At 37.0% G+C, this 16,826-nt stretch carries 17 protein-coding genes and 1 pseudogene; 9 read left to right on the top strand and 9 right to left on the bottom strand.

From position 1 onward, the window contains the following. Positions 1-14: 14 nt before the first annotated feature. From D0907_RS20395 to D0907_RS21280, 3 genes and pseudogenes are all read right to left on the bottom strand, one after another. Positions 15-734, bottom strand: coding sequence for a TraV family lipoprotein (locus D0907_RS20395; RefSeq protein WP_118845490.1), 720 nt, complete (start codon positions 732-734; stop codon positions 15-17). A gap of 6 nt (positions 735-740) precedes the next feature. Then, positions 741-1,475 (bottom strand): disulfide isomerase DsbC N-terminal domain-containing protein, encoded by a 735-nt coding sequence (locus tag D0907_RS20390; RefSeq protein ID WP_118845488.1) that lies wholly within the window; start codon positions 1,473-1,475, stop codon positions 741-743. A 510-nt stretch (positions 1,476-1,985) separates the two neighbouring features. After that, positions 1,986-2,081: pseudogene (locus tag D0907_RS21280) on the bottom strand (IS200/IS605 family transposase); the annotation flags it as partial. A 38-nt stretch (positions 2,082-2,119) separates the two neighbouring features. Between D0907_RS21280 and D0907_RS21185 the strand changes: the two are divergent. Together D0907_RS21185 and D0907_RS20380 are read left to right on the top strand one after the other, a co-directional pair. Then, a complete protein-coding gene (locus D0907_RS21185; RefSeq protein ID WP_244223183.1) occupies positions 2,120-2,305 on the top strand; it encodes a helix-turn-helix domain-containing protein in 186 nt (61 codons plus the stop codon). Continuing rightward, the gene (locus D0907_RS20380; protein ID WP_244223182.1) at positions 2,224-3,345 is read left to right on the top strand and encodes an RNA-guided endonuclease InsQ/TnpB family protein; all 1,122 of its coding nucleotides are present in this window, start codon (positions 2,224-2,226) and stop codon (positions 3,343-3,345) included. Before D0907_RS21185 ends, D0907_RS20380 begins: the two co-directional genes overlap by 82 nt. 8 nt (positions 3,346-3,353) lie before the next feature. Here the strand turns inward: D0907_RS20380 and D0907_RS20375 are convergent, their stop codons facing one another. Both D0907_RS20375 and D0907_RS20370 read right to left on the bottom strand, forming a co-directional pair. Beyond that, positions 3,354-3,752: a hypothetical protein gene (locus tag D0907_RS20375; protein WP_118845486.1), complete on the bottom strand. Its 399-nt coding sequence runs from the start codon at positions 3,750-3,752 to the stop codon at positions 3,354-3,356. A gap of 72 nt (positions 3,753-3,824) precedes the next feature. Then, positions 3,825-4,469, bottom strand: a complete 645-nt coding sequence (locus D0907_RS20370; RefSeq protein WP_118845484.1) for a DGQHR domain-containing protein — start codon at positions 4,467-4,469, stop codon at positions 3,825-3,827. A 393-nt stretch (positions 4,470-4,862) separates the two neighbouring features. Here D0907_RS20370 and D0907_RS20365 point away from each other — a divergent pair, with 393 nt between their 5' ends. The 6 genes from D0907_RS20365 to D0907_RS20335 all read left to right on the top strand — a co-directional run bounded on the left by D0907_RS20365 (position 4,863) and on the right by D0907_RS20335 (position 10,246). After that, positions 4,863-5,381, top strand: coding sequence for a hypothetical protein (locus D0907_RS20365; protein WP_118845482.1), 519 nt, complete (start codon positions 4,863-4,865; stop codon positions 5,379-5,381). A gap of 101 nt (positions 5,382-5,482) precedes the next feature. Next, positions 5,483-6,592: a hypothetical protein gene (locus D0907_RS20360; protein WP_118845479.1), complete on the top strand. Its 1,110-nt coding sequence runs from the start codon at positions 5,483-5,485 to the stop codon at positions 6,590-6,592. Between the two features lie 305 nt (positions 6,593-6,897). Next, entirely contained in the window at positions 6,898-8,112 is a 1,215-nt protein-coding gene (locus D0907_RS20350) for a hypothetical protein (RefSeq protein WP_118845475.1), read from the top strand. A gap of 70 nt (positions 8,113-8,182) precedes the next feature. Beyond that, a complete protein-coding gene (locus D0907_RS20345) occupies positions 8,183-8,455 on the top strand; it encodes a hypothetical protein (RefSeq protein ID WP_118845473.1) in 273 nt (90 codons plus the stop codon). A 17-nt stretch (positions 8,456-8,472) separates the two neighbouring features. Beyond that, complete coding sequence (locus tag D0907_RS20340) at positions 8,473-8,733, top strand: hypothetical protein (protein ID WP_118845471.1); 261 nt, start codon at positions 8,473-8,475, stop codon at positions 8,731-8,733. A 361-nt stretch (positions 8,734-9,094) separates the two neighbouring features. Next, positions 9,095-10,246: a hypothetical protein gene (locus tag D0907_RS20335; protein WP_118845469.1), complete on the top strand. Its 1,152-nt coding sequence runs from the start codon at positions 9,095-9,097 to the stop codon at positions 10,244-10,246. An 816-nt stretch (positions 10,247-11,062) separates the two neighbouring features. Here the strand turns inward: D0907_RS20335 and D0907_RS20325 are convergent. The 3 genes from D0907_RS20325 to D0907_RS20310 form a co-directional block, all read right to left on the bottom strand. Then, positions 11,063-11,278, bottom strand: a complete 216-nt coding sequence (locus tag D0907_RS20325; RefSeq protein ID WP_118845467.1) for a hypothetical protein — start codon at positions 11,276-11,278, stop codon at positions 11,063-11,065. A gap of 1,270 nt (positions 11,279-12,548) precedes the next feature. Beyond that, entirely contained in the window at positions 12,549-13,637 is a 1,089-nt protein-coding gene (locus tag D0907_RS20315; protein ID WP_118845463.1) for a ParB family protein, read from the bottom strand. A 2-nt stretch (positions 13,638-13,639) separates the two neighbouring features. Next, the gene (locus tag D0907_RS20310) at positions 13,640-14,851 is read right to left on the bottom strand and encodes a ParA family protein (RefSeq protein WP_036973958.1); all 1,212 of its coding nucleotides are present in this window, start codon (positions 14,849-14,851) and stop codon (positions 13,640-13,642) included. 224 nt (positions 14,852-15,075) lie between these two features. Between D0907_RS20310 and D0907_RS20305 the strand changes: the two genes are divergently transcribed. Beyond that, positions 15,076-15,534 (top strand): hypothetical protein, encoded by a 459-nt coding sequence (locus tag D0907_RS20305; RefSeq protein WP_118845460.1) that lies wholly within the window; start codon positions 15,076-15,078, stop codon positions 15,532-15,534. A 216-nt stretch (positions 15,535-15,750) separates the two neighbouring features. Here D0907_RS20305 and D0907_RS20295 read toward each other — a convergent pair whose 3' ends face one another. Then, positions 15,751-16,737 (bottom strand): hypothetical protein, encoded by a 987-nt coding sequence (locus D0907_RS20295; RefSeq protein ID WP_118845457.1) that lies wholly within the window; start codon positions 16,735-16,737, stop codon positions 15,751-15,753. Positions 16,738-16,826 lie beyond the last annotated feature (89 nt).

Below are 16,826 nucleotides of genomic sequence, written 5' to 3'. Positions count from 1 at the left end.
GCTATACACCTATTTTACTTATTAGCCTCAGACTGAGGTCTAGAAATGCTCAACGGATCGATACCTTTGGCCATAGTTTCTTTTCTTTGGCTTGTTACTTTGCTTTTCTTTATTGTTTGAAATGGTAATACTCGACTTGGGCGCATTTGAGCTTGATGGCCTGTTACCCAGCGTCTTGGTTGTAATTCAACATAAACGAAGCCTGGAATATTCAAATCTCCAGACTTGTCTTCCCAAGCAGCAACATAAATACGCATTGCTTTAGCTTCTTCTAGAACCGCGAGAGGCTCTGGCGCGATATCATTTGGAACGTAATTGAAAGTTCTTAAGTCATCTAACTCATCGTGTGATTGTTTCGAATATGACATTGTGTCATTGCTAGCGATACCAACAATGTTGGCTTTGTCATAATCCTGTGCGTTTTGTCTTCGCAAACTTCTTGGTTCATATACGTATGTGATGTCTTCCCCTTCACTATTAACGTAAATGACTTTTTGGTTTCCTTCTGAATTTGACTTTTTTTCACCTTCGTTTTTTGCATATTCTGCAGTCATCATGTGCTCAAGGTGGTCTTGATTGTTGGTTAACTCATAAACCTCCATCGGCCCTTTACAGAGACCAAGTTCCGGTTTACCTGCACATGAAAATTCCTCTTCACCAATCGTAAATGCTGAACACCCAGAAAATAATGAGGCTATGGCTAGAATTGAGCTGATTTTAAAGATTTCTTTCATTGCTAGTTACTCCATCTCAAGCCACGCATCAAAATCGCTTGGTAGTCCATTAAAGGTTAAACCATCTTCACGAACTAGGAATGGGGTCCCTCTAGCCTCAAGCAATCCCATAACGATAGGTGCTTTTTGAACTGCCTTGGCATCGCAGTCTTCTCTCATTTCTGTTGCTAGTTTTGTCTTGTTCATAAGGTCGATGACAGCTTTAGATTTATCAACAGCGCAATTTAGGCGTTTAGACTCAAGTAAAGATTGGCTGCCCAGCATCGCTGTTAGTACAAAGTCGACATTGTACTTTTCTGGAGATTGCTGAATTTTATTGAACAGGGCGTGGCAGTATCCGCAATTAGGGTCAACGAATATTGTTGCTTGCTTAGGTATGTCTTGGTTACCAAATGATAGTGTTGCAAGCTCATCTAGTTTTACGCCCATTTTTTCAAGAGGGACACGGTGAGCATTTCTTGCTTCGCTCAACTCATCAATAGTTCGTCTAAACCATGTATCAATTAACAGCCCTTGAAAGACAAAGCGGCCATTCTTAGATACAAAATATGTTAGTCCTGATTTAGTCTTAACTAGCATTAAGTTTTCAACAGGGAGTTCTTGAATACCTTCGATATCACCTTTTTGAGAAAGAGTTTGTTTTAATTCTTTCGGATTAATTGATTTCGCCATTGAAGATACGCTTAAAAGACTTACAGTTGCTAATAGGCCAATAGCCGTAATTTTTTTCTTTAGTGACATTGTGACTTACTCTTTAAATTGACATACATGTCATTGTAATCTTGGCTATAGAGTGAAAAGGGGAGATTAATTACTGATTTTTGCTTTTTTTCATGGATTTGGACAAAACAGAGTTTTACTAACTCGATGGTTGATATGCTTGTTTAATCAACAAATTAAGGTGAATTTAGGATACTCAAAGCTCTAAATACTTAGTTTTAGGCATGATAAAGCCTTAGGTTGGTAAAATACTGATCTAAGGTTAAGGTTGATATATACGAACCTTAACGAATAAAGTTTGTCACATATCAAGACTTCACAATGACATGGTGTTGTCGAAATGAAACATCTTCGTAATCTTCCTCATCGAATGCATCACACCATGAATTTATGTGCTCACTTGTAATAGGCTCTTGTAAAAAACCACTTTCCAAAACTAATGGTAAGCTTCTATGGGCTATTCGTTGCTTTATACAGCGTTCAATTGATAGATCGATGGTAATGATAGTGAGCTTTTCATTTTCACTATTCCAGATTTCCGTTTAGTAAAGGTTTTCTGTACTTAACTACCAGAATTAAATGAAGTGCAATTAAATATTTGCAGTGAGATTTAGTTTCATATTCCAACTTGACAACTTGACCTTATACAGTAGTCTATACAGTGTATGAAAAAGACGCTCAGATACAACTACAGGCTAAATCCTACGCCAGAGCAAGAAGCTAAGCTTATTGAGTTTGGTGCGACAGCGCGTGGCATTTGGAATCGTTGTTGTCTGAAAATATGCGTCGATATGAGTACGATAAGACGTTCTTGTTTTACAAAGAAATGGCCTCGCTTCTTAAGGAATTAAAGCCTTTCGAAGAGTTTGCGTGGATTAAATCTTTTGATTCAGCAGCGGCTCAGCAGGTTGCTCGCGATTTAGAAACTGCTGTTAAAAATGCTTTTTCAAAGGTTCGTTTGCAGCGCTTTCCAAAGCATAAAGTCTCATACAAAAAGAAAAAACTTCACAACGACTCGTTTCGAGCCGTCAATAATTCCAATTGCATTCGAATCGAAAATGGCGCTATCAGTATTCCGAAGGTCGGCAAAGTGCCAATCGTTCTGCATCGTGAGCTAGTGAGCAAAATTAAGACCGTCACTGTTCAATATCGTCACGGAAAATGGGAATGCAGTATCACTCAGGAAGTGGAATGCAAAACGGCTAAACAAGTTTTGGAAACGATCACTGGCTTTGACATCAACTCAAAGCAAACGGTGGTTGGTTCGAACGGTTTCGTGGCCGACAATCCGAAGTTTTTAAAGCAAGCAATAGAGAAGTTAAATCAATTGCAACGCCAGCTTGCACGTCGAACCAAAGGTTCAAATCGCTGGCAAAAAACAAAACAACGCATCAATAAATTACACGGAAAAATCTCAAGGCAAAGGCTGGACTTTGCGCACAAAACTTCACGACAGATAACCAATGAAAATGATATTTTAGTGTTCGAAGATTTAAACGTAAAAGCGATGCAAAAGTTCAATGGTAGTATGGTTGCAGATAACGTGATGGGTTTGATCACTCAGCTTTCAAAGTACAAAGCTGAGATAGAAGGCAAGCTCTATCATGAAATAGGTCGTTTTGAAAAATCCACTGGAATTTGTTCGAAGTGCGGGCAACGCCATGTTTTAACATTGAATGATAGGCGTTTTACTTGTACGGCTTGCGGAGCGTATCAAAGCCGCGATCTAGCTGCTGCTAAAAGCATAGCTAGTACAGGTGAATTAGATATAATTGCGGCTGGAATCGTCGCAAGGGTAACACCCGCATCTCAGCAGAAACAATCTGTTAAAACGAAAGTCTTCGAATTATCGAAGTTGGATTTTGGATCTGAGAAAAAAGAAGCAGCCTAGCTGTTAAGCTAGACTGTAGAAGCCCTGTGATCAAAGTGAACCGATGTCGCTGGGTAGTTCACTGTGCCTTTATCTTTCATAGTCACGTTAGCCTCAAGGCAAAAAGAATCACTTTTATCTTCTATAGGTATGCCGTTTAGATTGATTCGTTCCCACGTTATCGAATTATCTAATAACATTTCATCCATTAATGAACGACCTACATAGCCCAGTGCATTTGCAAAAATTGCTCGTGTAAACATTGCCTTCTCATGGTCTTGAGTGCTCGTAATGTTCTCAATTGGTAATAATCTGAAAATGCAGGTTAAATAGCTTCGGCATAAGTTAAGGGCATCTTCGTATTGAGCTTCATCTGTTATTTGTTTTGATGCAGTGCTATTTGTTAAGTTTAAGAACTTTTGCATCATTGTAGTGAATTGTTGGAATGTCCAAATATGACCTGCTTTTATTTTTCCATGGAGAGCAATTTTGCTTTTTAGCTAATAGGAATCTACTTGTAGTGCTAAATAGTCATTCATTAAACGACTTAACACAGTGCTATTGTCAAAATGCTTACTGATAGAAGAGTTCGGCTTGGTTAACTTCACATGATAATCGGCAAAAAGTTGTCGAATAATTTGTACGGCTTTTGGGGTAGATAGACTTTCTGTTTGCGTTACTATTAATTTAAAACTAATAGTATGATCTTCAAATTCTGCATTGCTTTCATCAGATAATAACCAATCAATGAATGCTTGTCGGCCTTGTCCGTCTGCTATAAATCTATCTGCATTCTTTTCCAAGGTCGCTTCAATTATCAGCTTATTACCAACAGTTACTGAGTTTTTTAATGAGAGGGAGTTAGCAAAAAGCGTTATATTTGGGAATACAGTCCCTTGGGATGTAGTCCAGAACTGCTTTAATCCATTTACTCGCTTTGTATCTACGTCACGTTGCTTCTTATCTACTTCCCCAATTTCCTCAGAGCCTTTCTCTGCTTTAAAGTGATCCACCAGCTCTTTAAAAGTCATGACACCTTCGTAACATTGAACGCCTCGTTGCTCAATACCTTCTTTACTTTTAAAAAGCACTACAAGAAGAGGCTTGTTACAGGGTGAAGTAATAGTCTCGTTTTGATTATTCATTTCGGTTCTCTTTATGTTTCGATTAAGACCATAGTAAGTCCGATTCCATAACGCGCACTTTTGAAATAATTAATCTCGAATAAGTGGCGAATTCACCCTGAATAATTTGAATCAACTTCATGTAACTGTCTAATTAAGAATGGTTTTTTGTATTTTTTTAGGCTGGCGAATATTTTTAGGTTTTCTATTGTTGATTAAGGTTAGCTTTATATTTTTTCGAGTTAATATTTTGGCGAATTCACCCTGAATAATTAAGTGTAAATATATTTTAGTTATTGTTCTGTATGACTTTTTTTAAAAAATAATCGTGGAGAATATTTAGTTATCATTTCAATCAAAGCGCGTTCTATATCCTATGTGACCATAGTTACAAAATTTAAGTTGGAGTGTGAAGTGAGTGTTTTCAAAGTTAATCCAATAGACATCATTGATAGCGTTGTTGTTGGAACAGTTAACCAAGTAAGTAGAGAGAAATTAGTTGCTCAAGCCTTTTCTTCATCTGTAGCTGATATAAGAGCTCTAATTGAAAATGAGCGAGCAATAATTACTTCTTTATGTTCTTTTGGGAAAGACTCGACAGTTACATTGCTAATTGTGATGGAGGCTTATCGCCAAGCTATTGCAGCAAAAACCATTGAACCAGAACGCCCATTGATCGTATCGACAGTTAATACAAAAGCAGAAGCGATACCTATGCAAATGTTTGTTAACTATGCCAGTAAGAGAATGCTTGAATATGCTAAGTCTGTAGGTATCAATATTCAGTTTAAATTAGTCCAACCTTCATTGAACAATGAATTCTTCATTAGGTACGTTGGTGGCCAGAAAATTCCAGCAACACCAACTCGCTCTGGTGATTGTTCAGTAATTTTAAGGTTAACCCAAACGAACACTTTGTTAACTCTCTTGTAGAGTCTATTAGGCACTCAAAGAAATATGGCAATTATGCCAGTTCACCAATTATTTCTTGCTTAGGTTCTAGGGAAAAAAGGTCTTCGCGTAGGTCAAAGAATATGGTGCGCCACAATCTAAAAGGTAAGTCTGCAGAAGATTTAATGAACTCAATGACATCACAGTCTATTGGAAACTCAAAAGTCTACAATTATGCTCCAATTCGTGACTGGGAGATTGATGATGTATTTCTTTTGCTCAGCTTGGCTGGTTCAAAACCACTACAAAGATCTTGCTATGACATACCAGGTTTTTTATCAAACTTTGGTCTTTTAATCGAGATATACGGTAATGGTACAAGTGAGACTTGCGAAATTGCTACAGGTCAAAGTGGTGGGGCAGGTTGCAATGGCAAAGCACGCTACGGGTGTTCTATTTGTACTATCGTTTCAAAGCAAGATAAAACAGCTACTAACCTTGCAAAGTTGAAACGTTGGGAAGTGCTTGGTGTAGAAAATACATTAAGGCTAAGAGAACGGCTATTTAGAATTAGCTCTAACATGAGTGAGCGAGCTCTCCACGCTCGGGCGTTTGATCCTGTAGGGTATAATCGTGTTGCTTTGCAACCGAATACTTTAAAACCCAAGCATTTAGATAAAATTGTAAGGTACGCCTGCCAGCTAACACAAGAGAGCATTGCTCATTCAGAGCGTTTCAAATCTTTAGTAGAGCAGGGGAGAGAAGCTGAGCATGAAGGTGTTCAGTGTATTCAAAACGATGTAACTCTACCCCCTAAAATAAAGAAAGCTTTTTTAGAAATGTATACAGAAGCCTTACTAAACCCTCAGAACCTTAATTACTACTTTAGTGAGTGGATACCATACCCAAAATTGAATAGTGAGATGAGTGACGCTGATATCGGTAAAATTCAAGGTTATGAGGCTTTATCTGAAGCTGTGATGATGCCAGTGTTAAGAGATGAAGACGCCCATAAGCATGTATTTGATCACGTATCATTAATAGACCTTTGGACCCGCCCTTTAGATGCAAGTGATATTTTTGATGAAGATATGAATTGTAGTATCAAAAGAGGCTCAGACAATTCCGCTAATGTCACGGCTATTTATGACCTCAATATATCAGCGGGTAAATTAGATGTCGCTTTATCGACAGCGATGACAGTTGATGGTGTAGTTTCTTTACACAACAACAATCAAAAAGGTTCTATTTGAAGGAAAGGTGTCTCTGGGAAGCTTTTAGAGCTGATATTGAATACAGGATTAGAGAATGAAGTTGATAGTTACTGTATTCAAAAGTTCGAAAGTCTCTTGGTGTCGGTACCAGACTTTGAGCTTAATTTTGAAATGTTTAACAACCTTGTTGGTGAGAGAAAGTTGACTCGTAGCTTAAAGTACTTTGAGAAAACCAATTTAATTACCGGATACAGTGAAAGCGTTAGAAAAGTACCTGCAAAAATCAATTTTACTCAACGAGTATCTAAGGTTAACAGAAAAAAATATCACGTGGCAATACAAGAATGGTGTTTTATCCATTAAGTGTAGATAGCCGGTATCATCAAGCACATAAGCAGGAAAAAGAGATGTTCAAGCTTTGCTTTGATGCTCATACGCAAAAGCTGATATCCATGCATGATAAAGACTTCCTGAACAGTGATGAAGCGCGAGAAAATATCTTCATCTCACAAGAAACCGTAGCTTGCTGGAAAGAAGCTGGTGGACTTGATAGGGCGCTTGAGCTGCATAACGACTATATGCATAGATTAATTAAGTACCGCCATATTCGAAAGTCTAATAAATATGACGTTAGAAAGTACCCAGGCACGCAAGCTGCTGAGCTTTTGATTACAGAGGGTGGTGTTACTATTGAGCGAAAGTATCTATCTCAATTTCAATTTTTGCTAAAGCGTACTCAAGTAATGGATTCACTTTCTATCTTTAAGTACCAATCAATGCCAATTGACGTAGTCAAAGCCTCTGAAGGCGCTATAGCTATGAGCCAGCATAGGAGAGATAAAGCTGAGGTTCTTGACGTTATCCGTAAGTACAGAAACCAGCAAAGGGGAAATGTTAGATCAAATCTCCTAAGTTTTGACGTTAACATTGACGAAACTCTTAACGCTCTAGATGAAAGTGTAAACATCGTAATCAACGAATCAATTCATAAGCAAAACCTACATCTTCTTAAAGCTGAGTTTAATACACACGCAGTATCAATAAGTGATAGAAGTAATGCTGCAAAGCTTTGGCTTATGATGCATTTTGATGGAGTAAGTAAAATAGAAGACTTGTTTAGCAGAATTATGACCAGCAAGGACGTTAGTTTAGTCAATAACAATCCTAAATTAAAAGTTCAATTAACCACAAAAGCCATCAAACGATTAAAGAAAATCAATAAAAGAATTTTGGAGGCTCAACAAGTTTGGCAGCCTGCTTTAGTAGCTTTAGCAGAATTCAATAACATGACCTTTAGAGACAAAGGGTCTGCTAAGTCCGAGTTCTCTCGTTTAGTTCATGGCGCTATTGGTTCTAATGTAGATAAATGGGTGTTAAATGAATGGAACCCGCGACTTGATACGCTCCTAAGCGCGTTTCAATCAGCTCAAAAGAATATTAATAGTACAGCTGCTTTGTTTGATGATGTAGTTACAACCATCAACAAACTCAGTGATACCGGTGCACATAAGGTGGTAGCAAAAATGACTTTTGCCCAAAGGCTGGCATTGTTAAGTTAATTTTTCAAAATGAGCGCAAAATTCATTTGTTGATATTGTCGAAAAATCTCCAATTATAAAAGGTTTGAAAATGGCATCGACAGAAAAAGCAGCTGAATTAATGTTAGAGACAGGGGAGTTTTATACGGCCCAATCCCTCGGAAAAGCACTTTCTATTTCAGCAAATAAAGCGAGCGCACTCCTATATAACATCCGTACAACCAATAAATATAAGACGGTTGATACCGGTGTCCCTAATCGTACCGTAAAGGTTGTATCTATCTATGGTCGAAAATCCAGTATGAGAAGCTTGCAAAACCAGGCTTTGCTGTTTGCTAGACCACCTATGCTTGCAAATAAATGAACTATTTGGAGGACCTTATGTTATCAGTAAATGACGCAGCTGAATTTATGCTCGAAAATGGTGGGTACTTCACAGCCAAAAAACTTGCTAAGCACTTTGATGTAAGTACCCGTAGAGCTTCAAGTTGGTTGGGGGTTATCAAGAGTGATGTTAAGTATCGTACAGCAAATTGGGGGGAGTCGGTTAAGTTGCTTGGTATTGGCTCCCGTACAATTTGCATGTCTCAACTTCAGAATAATGCATTGTTGTTCAAAAGACCATCAATTTTGATTTGTTAAAGCTGAGATTGATTTCAGTAAAAGTGTAAAGTATCAAGTTAAGTGAAAGTGGTTCAGATTAAATGATAACTTACAGCGTGGTGTCCAAATCAAACTCTATTAATTTTATAGCTGTAGGAGAATGCGTTTTGATACTAACATCATAACAACGGTATCATTACTCGGTGTAAGGTTTTATCGTGGATAATTTTTATCTTTATATGTTTTGCGTTTCAAAGGGAAATATGAAGAAACAATCTTAATAGTAAAGTTTCATCTAAATTTGTTATTATTTAATTAAAGAATAAACCTCAGGATCATTAATTTAGTTATGGGAAAATTGCTTAGCTCACTTTTCAAGAATACAAGTTATGGCTCTGTCATGTCATCTATTGGTGATCTTTATGTGTTTTATCTATCTACTAATGATTATGTTGAAATTGAAAAACACTTAGGCTGCACAATTAGCGAGTCAGATGAAGAAGAATTCTTCCGAGAGTTTTTAAAATGCACAACATTCCCTGAAGACTCTCTCCAAGGTGCTGGGAACAAACCAAAAGAACCTGTGTTAAGTGATTCACAAATATCTCAGTTAGCACCAGTGGAAATAGACAGCATTATAGAACTATATATAAATAACAACCCAGAACTAAATAAGGAAGAAATAAGAAAAGAAGATAAAAATGAAGATGGTGACATTTGCATTTCATATTCATATGGAGACATAGAGTTACCAAAACATGAAAATGAATCCCTCAAATCATATCTTTATAGGCTTATAGTCAAGGAGCAAGAAAAATCAAAGGAACGTTTAGATAAACTAACCGAGTCTGTAATTGGGCGTTCATACTTTTCAGATGGTTTGGGAAAAAGTATTCAATCGACTCTGTCATATGGAGAGTCGCTGGCAAAGTTAACACGTCAAGTGAGTCCTCAAATACTTGAAAACCCACTATATGATACGATTGAACGGATGAGTAAAATCACCGCGCCTGTAGATAATATTTTAGGTAAAATTCAAGAAGCAAAAGAATTTGAGCAGGATGAAAAATTAAAAAATATACATAAAATCACGGTAGAAAATAAAGAGCGTCCATTTAAAGAGTTAGGAGAAAAACTTGATACCTTAGTTGGGTTATCCTCTGAATCAATAAAGTTTGCAGTTAAAATGAATAGATCTCAGACTCAAGTGGCAAATGAACTTAAAGAGTCTGGTTTTAAAACTAGTAAACACGCAAAAGTTAATATTTATTTTTCAATAGTTGTTGTGATATTGACTATTGTTGGGTTGCTTATTTCCTCTTATTCAATTTATTTAAATATAAATGATGGTAAATCCGAAAAACTATCTAATTCTATTCAAACACTATCAAAGAGTCTTAAATCTATTCCTAGTATGAGTGACATATCTAGACTAGAAAAAACAATTGAAAGTCAATCGTTAGAAATTAAAAAGCTCCAAATGTTGAATTCCAAACAAAAATTAGAAATAGAACACCTAAAATTAGATAAGGATGATATTCCTAAGTTATAAGTTATTATAGCCAAGAGTACATTACTTACTATTCTCATTTTACACGGAAAAGTATTTTTTCAGAAACTACTAAAACGTTCTGTCCATAAAGGCATTTATTGATGGAGCAAACACGATGAAATCATTACAAAGTTGCTTACCACACTCTCAGACTATGTTGTTTATTTAATTGTTATTGTGATTATTTTAGATTATGCGGCTAGACTGTTGCGCTCGACGGTACCGCTGGTTTAGCAATTGGTCTAGCGTTAAATGACACGCTCCGTAATATGGCTGCGGGGGTCATGCTATTTTTCTTAAAGCTACTAAAAAGGCAGAGTTTGTTGAAGTATCAAGCTATACTGGAAATGTAAAAGATTTAGGATTATTTACCACAGTTCTTGAAACCGCCGATGGAGTTTTGTATCAACTCCAAATAGCATGGTTTGGGCTTGCGGCATTGAGGGAACTAGTCTGTGAAGAATCTCGAATTTTGATTGAATCAACCCCTCAGCATTTAGTCCACATATTAGCAGATAGCTCTGTGAACTTGCTGCTTCGAGCTTGGGTTGCTACAGCTCATTACTGGATGTATATTGGCAAACACAGCGTAATGCTATAGATAAAGTGGAAAGTAAAGGAATTACTATCCCGTTCCCTCAGTATGATGTACATATTATAGAATCAAAAAATAACGCTTAAATCACTTGTTCTGAAAGCGTTGCTGATATTTAGTGAATTAAGGTAATAATAAAGTTACGGATCACTTATAGAAAAAAGCCAACAAATTGAAAGTCAGCTTATTTTTTAATTACTTTAGTAAGAACCTGAGCCTATTTATTTTGGGTCATCAAGGTGAGCCTTGTCAGCTTGAACAAAAGGTTTAAATTCCCCATGAGTAATAATTGTTTTGTTTAATGCTTTTTTAGCAGTTACTTGAGTATTATTTCTTAAGTAAGCTCGGTTATCGTTAGATTGTGACTTATTCACTAGCTCTAAGTGGTAGTTCATTTCATGATCTTGACTAAAGTTCACATAATCCCAATCGTTCATTGGCATTTTCCTTTATTATATAGAGTGCGATATTGCACAAAATTTATACTTTGGGTTAAGTGTTACTATTTCAAGGTCTATATTTTAATTAATGAACGATATTTTTCTAAAGTTGCTTTATTACCAACACTTGGGCACATAGAGTATCCCTACAAATGTGAATATCGTCACATAAAAAAATTGAATACAGACGATTGAGATAAAAAAGATGTTGGGCTGATTGAGGGTACAGCCCCCTTGTGTGTTTTGATACCACTGTCTAGCAGGCAATTGTTTGCTGATGGAGCATAATAGTGGCGATCGTTTATTGATCCCATTTAGTTGTGTTGATAAACGCACTAATTCTTAAACCATTTAAATAATATTGGTGAACTAAGTTATCAAAAATCGGGATTTTTACTTGATTGTGTTTCTATAGTCTGTATAAATAACATTCATAGGTTCGGTGATCCCTTGCGACCCACAATAAAATTTACCAATACTTCAGATTTATAGCTTTTTTCATAATTACCTTTGTTGCAGTAGTGGGTGCTGTAAAAGTAGCCTTTGAGGGAAAATATATGAGAATTGCAGCTTTCAAAATAGCTTCAAATATCGCGGTATCTAAAATGTGAGAAGCATGGGACCTTAAAGGGCCCATAAGAGCTAAAGCCCATCAATTAAAGCATTCACATAGTATCGATAACAAAGTCTTTAGAGCAGGAAGAAGTTGAACTGAGCCTGGCAGACACATTCGAAAATACGTACTATTTCTTTCACATTAATGAAGAAGTCGTTTTATATTTTTCTCAATGGGAAAGCTGGGATGAGGTTGGATATGAACTTCGAAGCCCTAGGCCAATTAACTCTAAGCTTTTTTTAGATGTAATTAGAGCTGAATTCGGTAGTAAAGTCTATGTTATCGAGAGTTTTAGCCAGATGCTTAAGTGGAGGTATATCTGGAAGGGTAGTGCAATATTAAGTGCTTCGTTGCTTGGGGAAATAACACCCGAGATTCTAAAGACAAAAAAAGCAGTTAACTTCAAAATGCTACCGAGAGATAATGTTAAATTAATAAAACCTTCCAAAGCGAAACAAGTTGGTATTAAAAAAGATGTTAGTGAAGGTATTTGAGCTGGCGTCTGAGAATTACAGTAATATTTAGGTTTTAGAAAGTTAGATCTAAGTCAGATAACGAAAATAGAATTGGAATAGATACTCTAATCTGCACTGTTCTAAATGAAAGGTGGGATATTCATGCCACCTTCCAAATTTGGATTGAATTGAATACTTATACTAGATCTTTCAATATTTCTTTGATAGCGATATCAATTTTTGATTGTATCTCTTTCGAAACTCGACCGAATTCATAAGAAAAGTTTCTTCCTTTCACTTTTTTGCGAGCAAACTGATCTTTATTTTCAAACTTGAATAATGTCGTCACAACTGGTCTATCTGTAGCTGGCTTGAAGGACTTAGACTCATCAGCTATTAGTTTGCTGAGCTTGTCTTTAAGGTCTTCTTTGATAAAGCCACCGCTAACTTTTAGCTCATTAACTTTACTTTTTAGCTCTTCAGTGAAATCACTTAGTTGATCACCTAATAAAGCCTGTGTTGCCAATAGCGCTTTATAGTCACTGTGGTTGAGCAATGAAATATCTGGAAAAACAGAAATTAAATCACTATCGATTGTTGCGGCCTGTAGTGCTTTACTTACCTTTGATTGACTTAAGCCATGACGTTCCGCTAACTCAGCCTGGTTCAACTTTTTGCCATGTTCAGCTAAGTACGCCTCTTTGTCTCGCTCTAGGCGTAATCCAATTTCACGTAAGCTGTGCTCTTTAACTGACTGTAGTGATGTAGCGAGAGCCTTTGCATCGCTTAGACTGATTTCGTCATCAGTAACTAGCATTGAGAAAGTTTCTATAGCACCGCTTTTCTCAAGTACATAGGCGCGACGGCGTGAACCATCAAGAACGTCAATCTTGTTATCCGGTAGACGTCGACCAATTGCTGGGTAGAACTGTTGATTATCTAATGTTGATAAGTCTTGAAGCGACTCTTCTGTTAATAGTGATTGCTCGCGCCCGTTGATTTCAAAAGTAACGACTGTATTTGATTTAAGCTGCTCATATGACAACGTAACCGGTGTGAATGTGGCTTCTTGGCCTGACTTTAATGTCCAGACTTTACTTTGACCTACGCTGACTACTCCCAGATGCTTAGAGAGCACTTCATCAAGTGGTGTTTCACTCTTTTCAGCTTCAATTCTCAAGCGCTTGGCCAAACTCTCAAGTTGGTTCTTATTGCTATCTGCAATAGCTTCTTCTGAGCCTGCAGTGTTGCCGAGTGGAGAGACCGTACCTCTTTTTTTAGCCATTTTTATTGCTCCTTCTCTTGTTCGCGCCACACTTTTTGAATATCACGGTGTAGTTGGCTGGTAACTTCATATCCATTTTGTTGTGCATTCTGGAAAGTCATCTTGGTTTTAGGGTATTCACTTTTAGACATATCAAATACGGTTGATAGTAATGATGAAGCTTGTCTCACAGCTTCACTATTGTTGAACTCTGTTGAGTAAAGGTAAGTTGAAAAACTATCATAAAGGTTGTTCTGTAAATCAGTAGTGGTTGAACTCTCTTTGTGATTTGTAAGCAGTATTTTCATAAAGTCATAACCCGGGTGTTTCGCATTTTTTAGTAGCGTCCATACTTGCGGGATATAACTAAAATATGAGCACGTAGCATCAATATCATTTTCAGTAACAGATAATGGGAAAATAACACTCGTACCAGCGTAGTAAGCGTTGTATGTCGCGTAGCCTAATGATGGAGGCGTATCTATGATAATGATATCGAATTCATCTTTAACTTGTTCAATGATGTCGTGCAGTATCGAGTAAGGAGAGCTTAGTTGCTGGTTGAATACTGCTTCATGAAACCAGCCCTCAATTGCTCGATCTGATTGTGAAGCTGGTAAAATACGCAAGTTAGGAATAGTGGTCGGCAAGAACGCTTCACTGATAGCTTCTTTTAGCGTTTCGTTTTCATCAAGCTCATAGTTCCCCATGATTAAGTCACCAACAGATAAGCAGCCTTCTTGTGCTGATTCAGGGGCATAATACATTGATAAAGTGCCTTGGCCATCCATATCAATTAAGCCTACACGATAGTTTTGATGAAACTCAGTTGCCAAACCAGATGCAGCTGTAGCTGCAGTAACAGTCTTACCAACACCACCTTTTTGGTTTTGAACAACTATAACTTGTAGGTCTTGGCTTTCACTGCGAACAAATGGTAATTGTTTTTTTAGTTCATCAGGAAGTGAATCTCGTACTTTGTAGACCTCTTCGATATCCAATAACCACTGACTCTCTTCATGTCTTCTTGGGTTAATTTTTAGAGCTTTGCAGTACTTATCTAACGTTCTTGCATCAATATCTAAGTACGCCACTGCTTCAGCTTTAGTAAACACTCTAAGCTCTTTGCGGTGGTTATTTAGAAGGCGTCTATTACGGCGTTGAATGTACAGTTCTGAACCTTCTTTTAGCTCGTCAAACGAGATATCGGTAGCTTCTACTTTAGAGATAGTCATTGTGAACCTTACTGAATGTGTTTTTTTATAGTGTATGCTTTAATTTTTAGATGGTAAAGCGAAAATTAATGCATGAGCTAATTTTTAATGCTCAAAAAATATTATCTCAAATTCTTCTTAAAAAAGCCTGTTTTTCTTATAAATTTTGATTTTTTCACGCTGTTAAGCGCGATTTACTGGATAGCATAGGATGGTCGTCAGTTATTAATTATCTGGTGTTTTCTATGGATAGTCAGCAATACTCAATGGCCGAGCGATGGCTTAATTTATTTGAGCTGTGTTTGGGTTTGATGTTTTTTAGTGCAGGAGCTTTCTATGCTTATCTGTTTTGTATGACAGGTAAAACTGATTTCATATTGCTATTTGTGACGTTCATAGGCTTTGTGGCTGGTATAGCAATGATAGGGAGAGCCATCGTTTGCATGTCTGCTTGGCACTCACATCACAATCAAAGGAGTTGTAATCGAATGTTTACTTTAAAACGAATTGGGCATGATGACGTTAAATTAAGTGATGTTAAGACGCTTGAAGATACAGTTAGAAAACTAGTTTCGTCATATGCTTCTATCCGTATTACTAAGAAGAGTGGGTTGAATAATGTTATCTTCGTTACCGTTGAAAATGGGGTTGTAAAGGATACATATACAGGAGAATTGATAGACTTTGAAGCATTGGGCAGTTAACACCATGAAAGTGTTTATATACTGGCTAATTCAAAACCCTAACATCTTAGCTATGATTTTATTAGCTTTCCTCTTACTCACCGCGATTATATTCATAATTTTATGCTTTAACTTTAGCCTGGCTTTAGGGCTGCTTTATTTAGTGTGTGAATACGCGGCTATACGCTTCCTACTAATGCCTTTCATTAGTGAAGTGCTGCGCCCATAGCTAGCGCACTAATAGAATAGCTTGGTACGCTCCATGAGCATGCTAATAGCATTAGACTCCCTGCTTTTAACTTTAGGTGATAGTAAATCTTTGAATTGCGCTGTTTCAAATACATGGAGATGGTTATCACCTTGTATTGATTTACAGTTAGGGCAAGTGTTTGCCCAGTATTTACCGCCGTATTGCTTGGAAAATCTTAGCTCAATTGTATAAGGGCGCGGAAATGGTGGTTCATCTTCGCAAAATGGCGTCCCTAACCACCAAAATACGGGGATTACTTCTGAACATCTATAGCAAGTTTCAATGTCGGCTATGAACGGCTTATCTGGGGATTTGCGAGCAGTTGTGTACAGCTCTCTAGGAATTGAGTACTTATCTGCAACAGCAACTATTTTAGAGCCTTTCTTGCTGGTATTGCTGCATGATTGGCAAAGCCTTGGTGATAACTTTGAGTTTAGAGGTCGCCAATTGTATGGATCTTTAAGAACGTCAGAGGCTTTTAGTTTGATCCAGCTTCTTAATGCCGAACCATTTGAAATGCTATATGGTCTCCAGTCTTGCTCTTGTTCAGATACAATTTCGATGCCCAAATAGATTGACTGTCCTTTATGGCTAAATTGCCCAATCACATCACATACTGAGTCATGGTAGTAATAATCAGTTTGAACCCCTTCAAATGAACAATATTTTATATCTCTTTGTATTTCTTTGAGGCATTGATAGCAATTTTGATGGATCTGTATTGTTGTCTCAGCCTTTTTGTTTTCTAAGATGACATCTTTAATTAGTTTTTTGGCTTTATTATAACTATCACTTAGGCTGATGCAGTTGTTAGTTTTTGGGTGGATGAGCATCTTATTTTGCATAGAAGACAAATCACACATAAGCTCTTCACCACAATATGGACAAGTATAGGTTCCGCCCACTTGAATCGATTGAGCTGCAATTAAATGGCCTGAGTTATTGATACCAAATGGGACCGGTATTTCGTGCATATTTGTACCTTAATTTAAGGAATTATTTAAGATAGTCTGCTATACATGATTTAATAACATTAAAAAACACTGTAGGTGCATCATGGAAA

The sequence above is a fragment of the Pseudoalteromonas lipolytica genome, from assembly GCF_003515105.1.
In the GTDB taxonomy this organism is placed as follows: Bacteria; Pseudomonadota; Gammaproteobacteria; order Enterobacterales; family Alteromonadaceae; genus Pseudoalteromonas; species Pseudoalteromonas lipolytica.
This window is presented reverse-complemented; position numbering and strand designations above follow the sequence as displayed.

What these genes read in the sequence shown, in the direction of transcription:
- D0907_RS20395 (WP_118845490.1), bottom strand. Translation starts at nt 734, where the DNA reads ATGAAAGAAATCTTTAAAATCAGCTCAATTCTAGCCATAGCCTCATTA.
- D0907_RS20390 (WP_118845488.1), bottom strand. Translation starts at nt 1,475, where the DNA reads ATGTCACTAAAGAAAAAAATTACGGCTATTGGCCTATTAGCAACTGTA.
- D0907_RS21185 (WP_244223183.1), top strand. Translation starts at nt 2,120, where the DNA reads ATGAAAAAGACGCTCAGATACAACTACAGGCTAAATCCTACGCCAGAG.
- D0907_RS20375 (WP_118845486.1), bottom strand. Translation starts at nt 3,752, where the DNA reads ATGATGCAAAAGTTCTTAAACTTAACAAATAGCACTGCATCAAAACAA.
- D0907_RS20370 (WP_118845484.1), bottom strand. Translation starts at nt 4,469, where the DNA reads ATGAATAATCAAAACGAGACTATTACTTCACCCTGTAACAAGCCTCTT.
- D0907_RS20360 (WP_118845479.1), top strand. Translation starts at nt 5,483, where the DNA reads ATGGTGCGCCACAATCTAAAAGGTAAGTCTGCAGAAGATTTAATGAAC.
- D0907_RS20350 (WP_118845475.1), top strand. Translation starts at nt 6,898, where the DNA reads ATGGTGTTTTATCCATTAAGTGTAGATAGCCGGTATCATCAAGCACAT.
- D0907_RS20345 (WP_118845473.1), top strand. Translation starts at nt 8,183, where the DNA reads ATGGCATCGACAGAAAAAGCAGCTGAATTAATGTTAGAGACAGGGGAG.
- D0907_RS20340 (WP_118845471.1), top strand. Translation starts at nt 8,473, where the DNA reads ATGTTATCAGTAAATGACGCAGCTGAATTTATGCTCGAAAATGGTGGG.
- D0907_RS20335 (WP_118845469.1), top strand. Translation starts at nt 9,095, where the DNA reads ATGTCATCTATTGGTGATCTTTATGTGTTTTATCTATCTACTAATGAT.
- D0907_RS20325 (WP_118845467.1), bottom strand. Translation starts at nt 11,278, where the DNA reads ATGAACGATTGGGATTATGTGAACTTTAGTCAAGATCATGAAATGAAC.
- D0907_RS20315 (WP_118845463.1), bottom strand. Translation starts at nt 13,637, where the DNA reads ATGGCTAAAAAAAGAGGTACGGTCTCTCCACTCGGCAACACTGCAGGC.
- D0907_RS20310 (WP_036973958.1), bottom strand. Translation starts at nt 14,851, where the DNA reads ATGACTATCTCTAAAGTAGAAGCTACCGATATCTCGTTTGACGAGCTA.
- D0907_RS20305 (WP_118845460.1), top strand. Translation starts at nt 15,076, where the DNA reads ATGGATAGTCAGCAATACTCAATGGCCGAGCGATGGCTTAATTTATTT.
- D0907_RS20295 (WP_118845457.1), bottom strand. Translation starts at nt 16,737, where the DNA reads ATGCACGAAATACCGGTCCCATTTGGTATCAATAACTCAGGCCATTTA.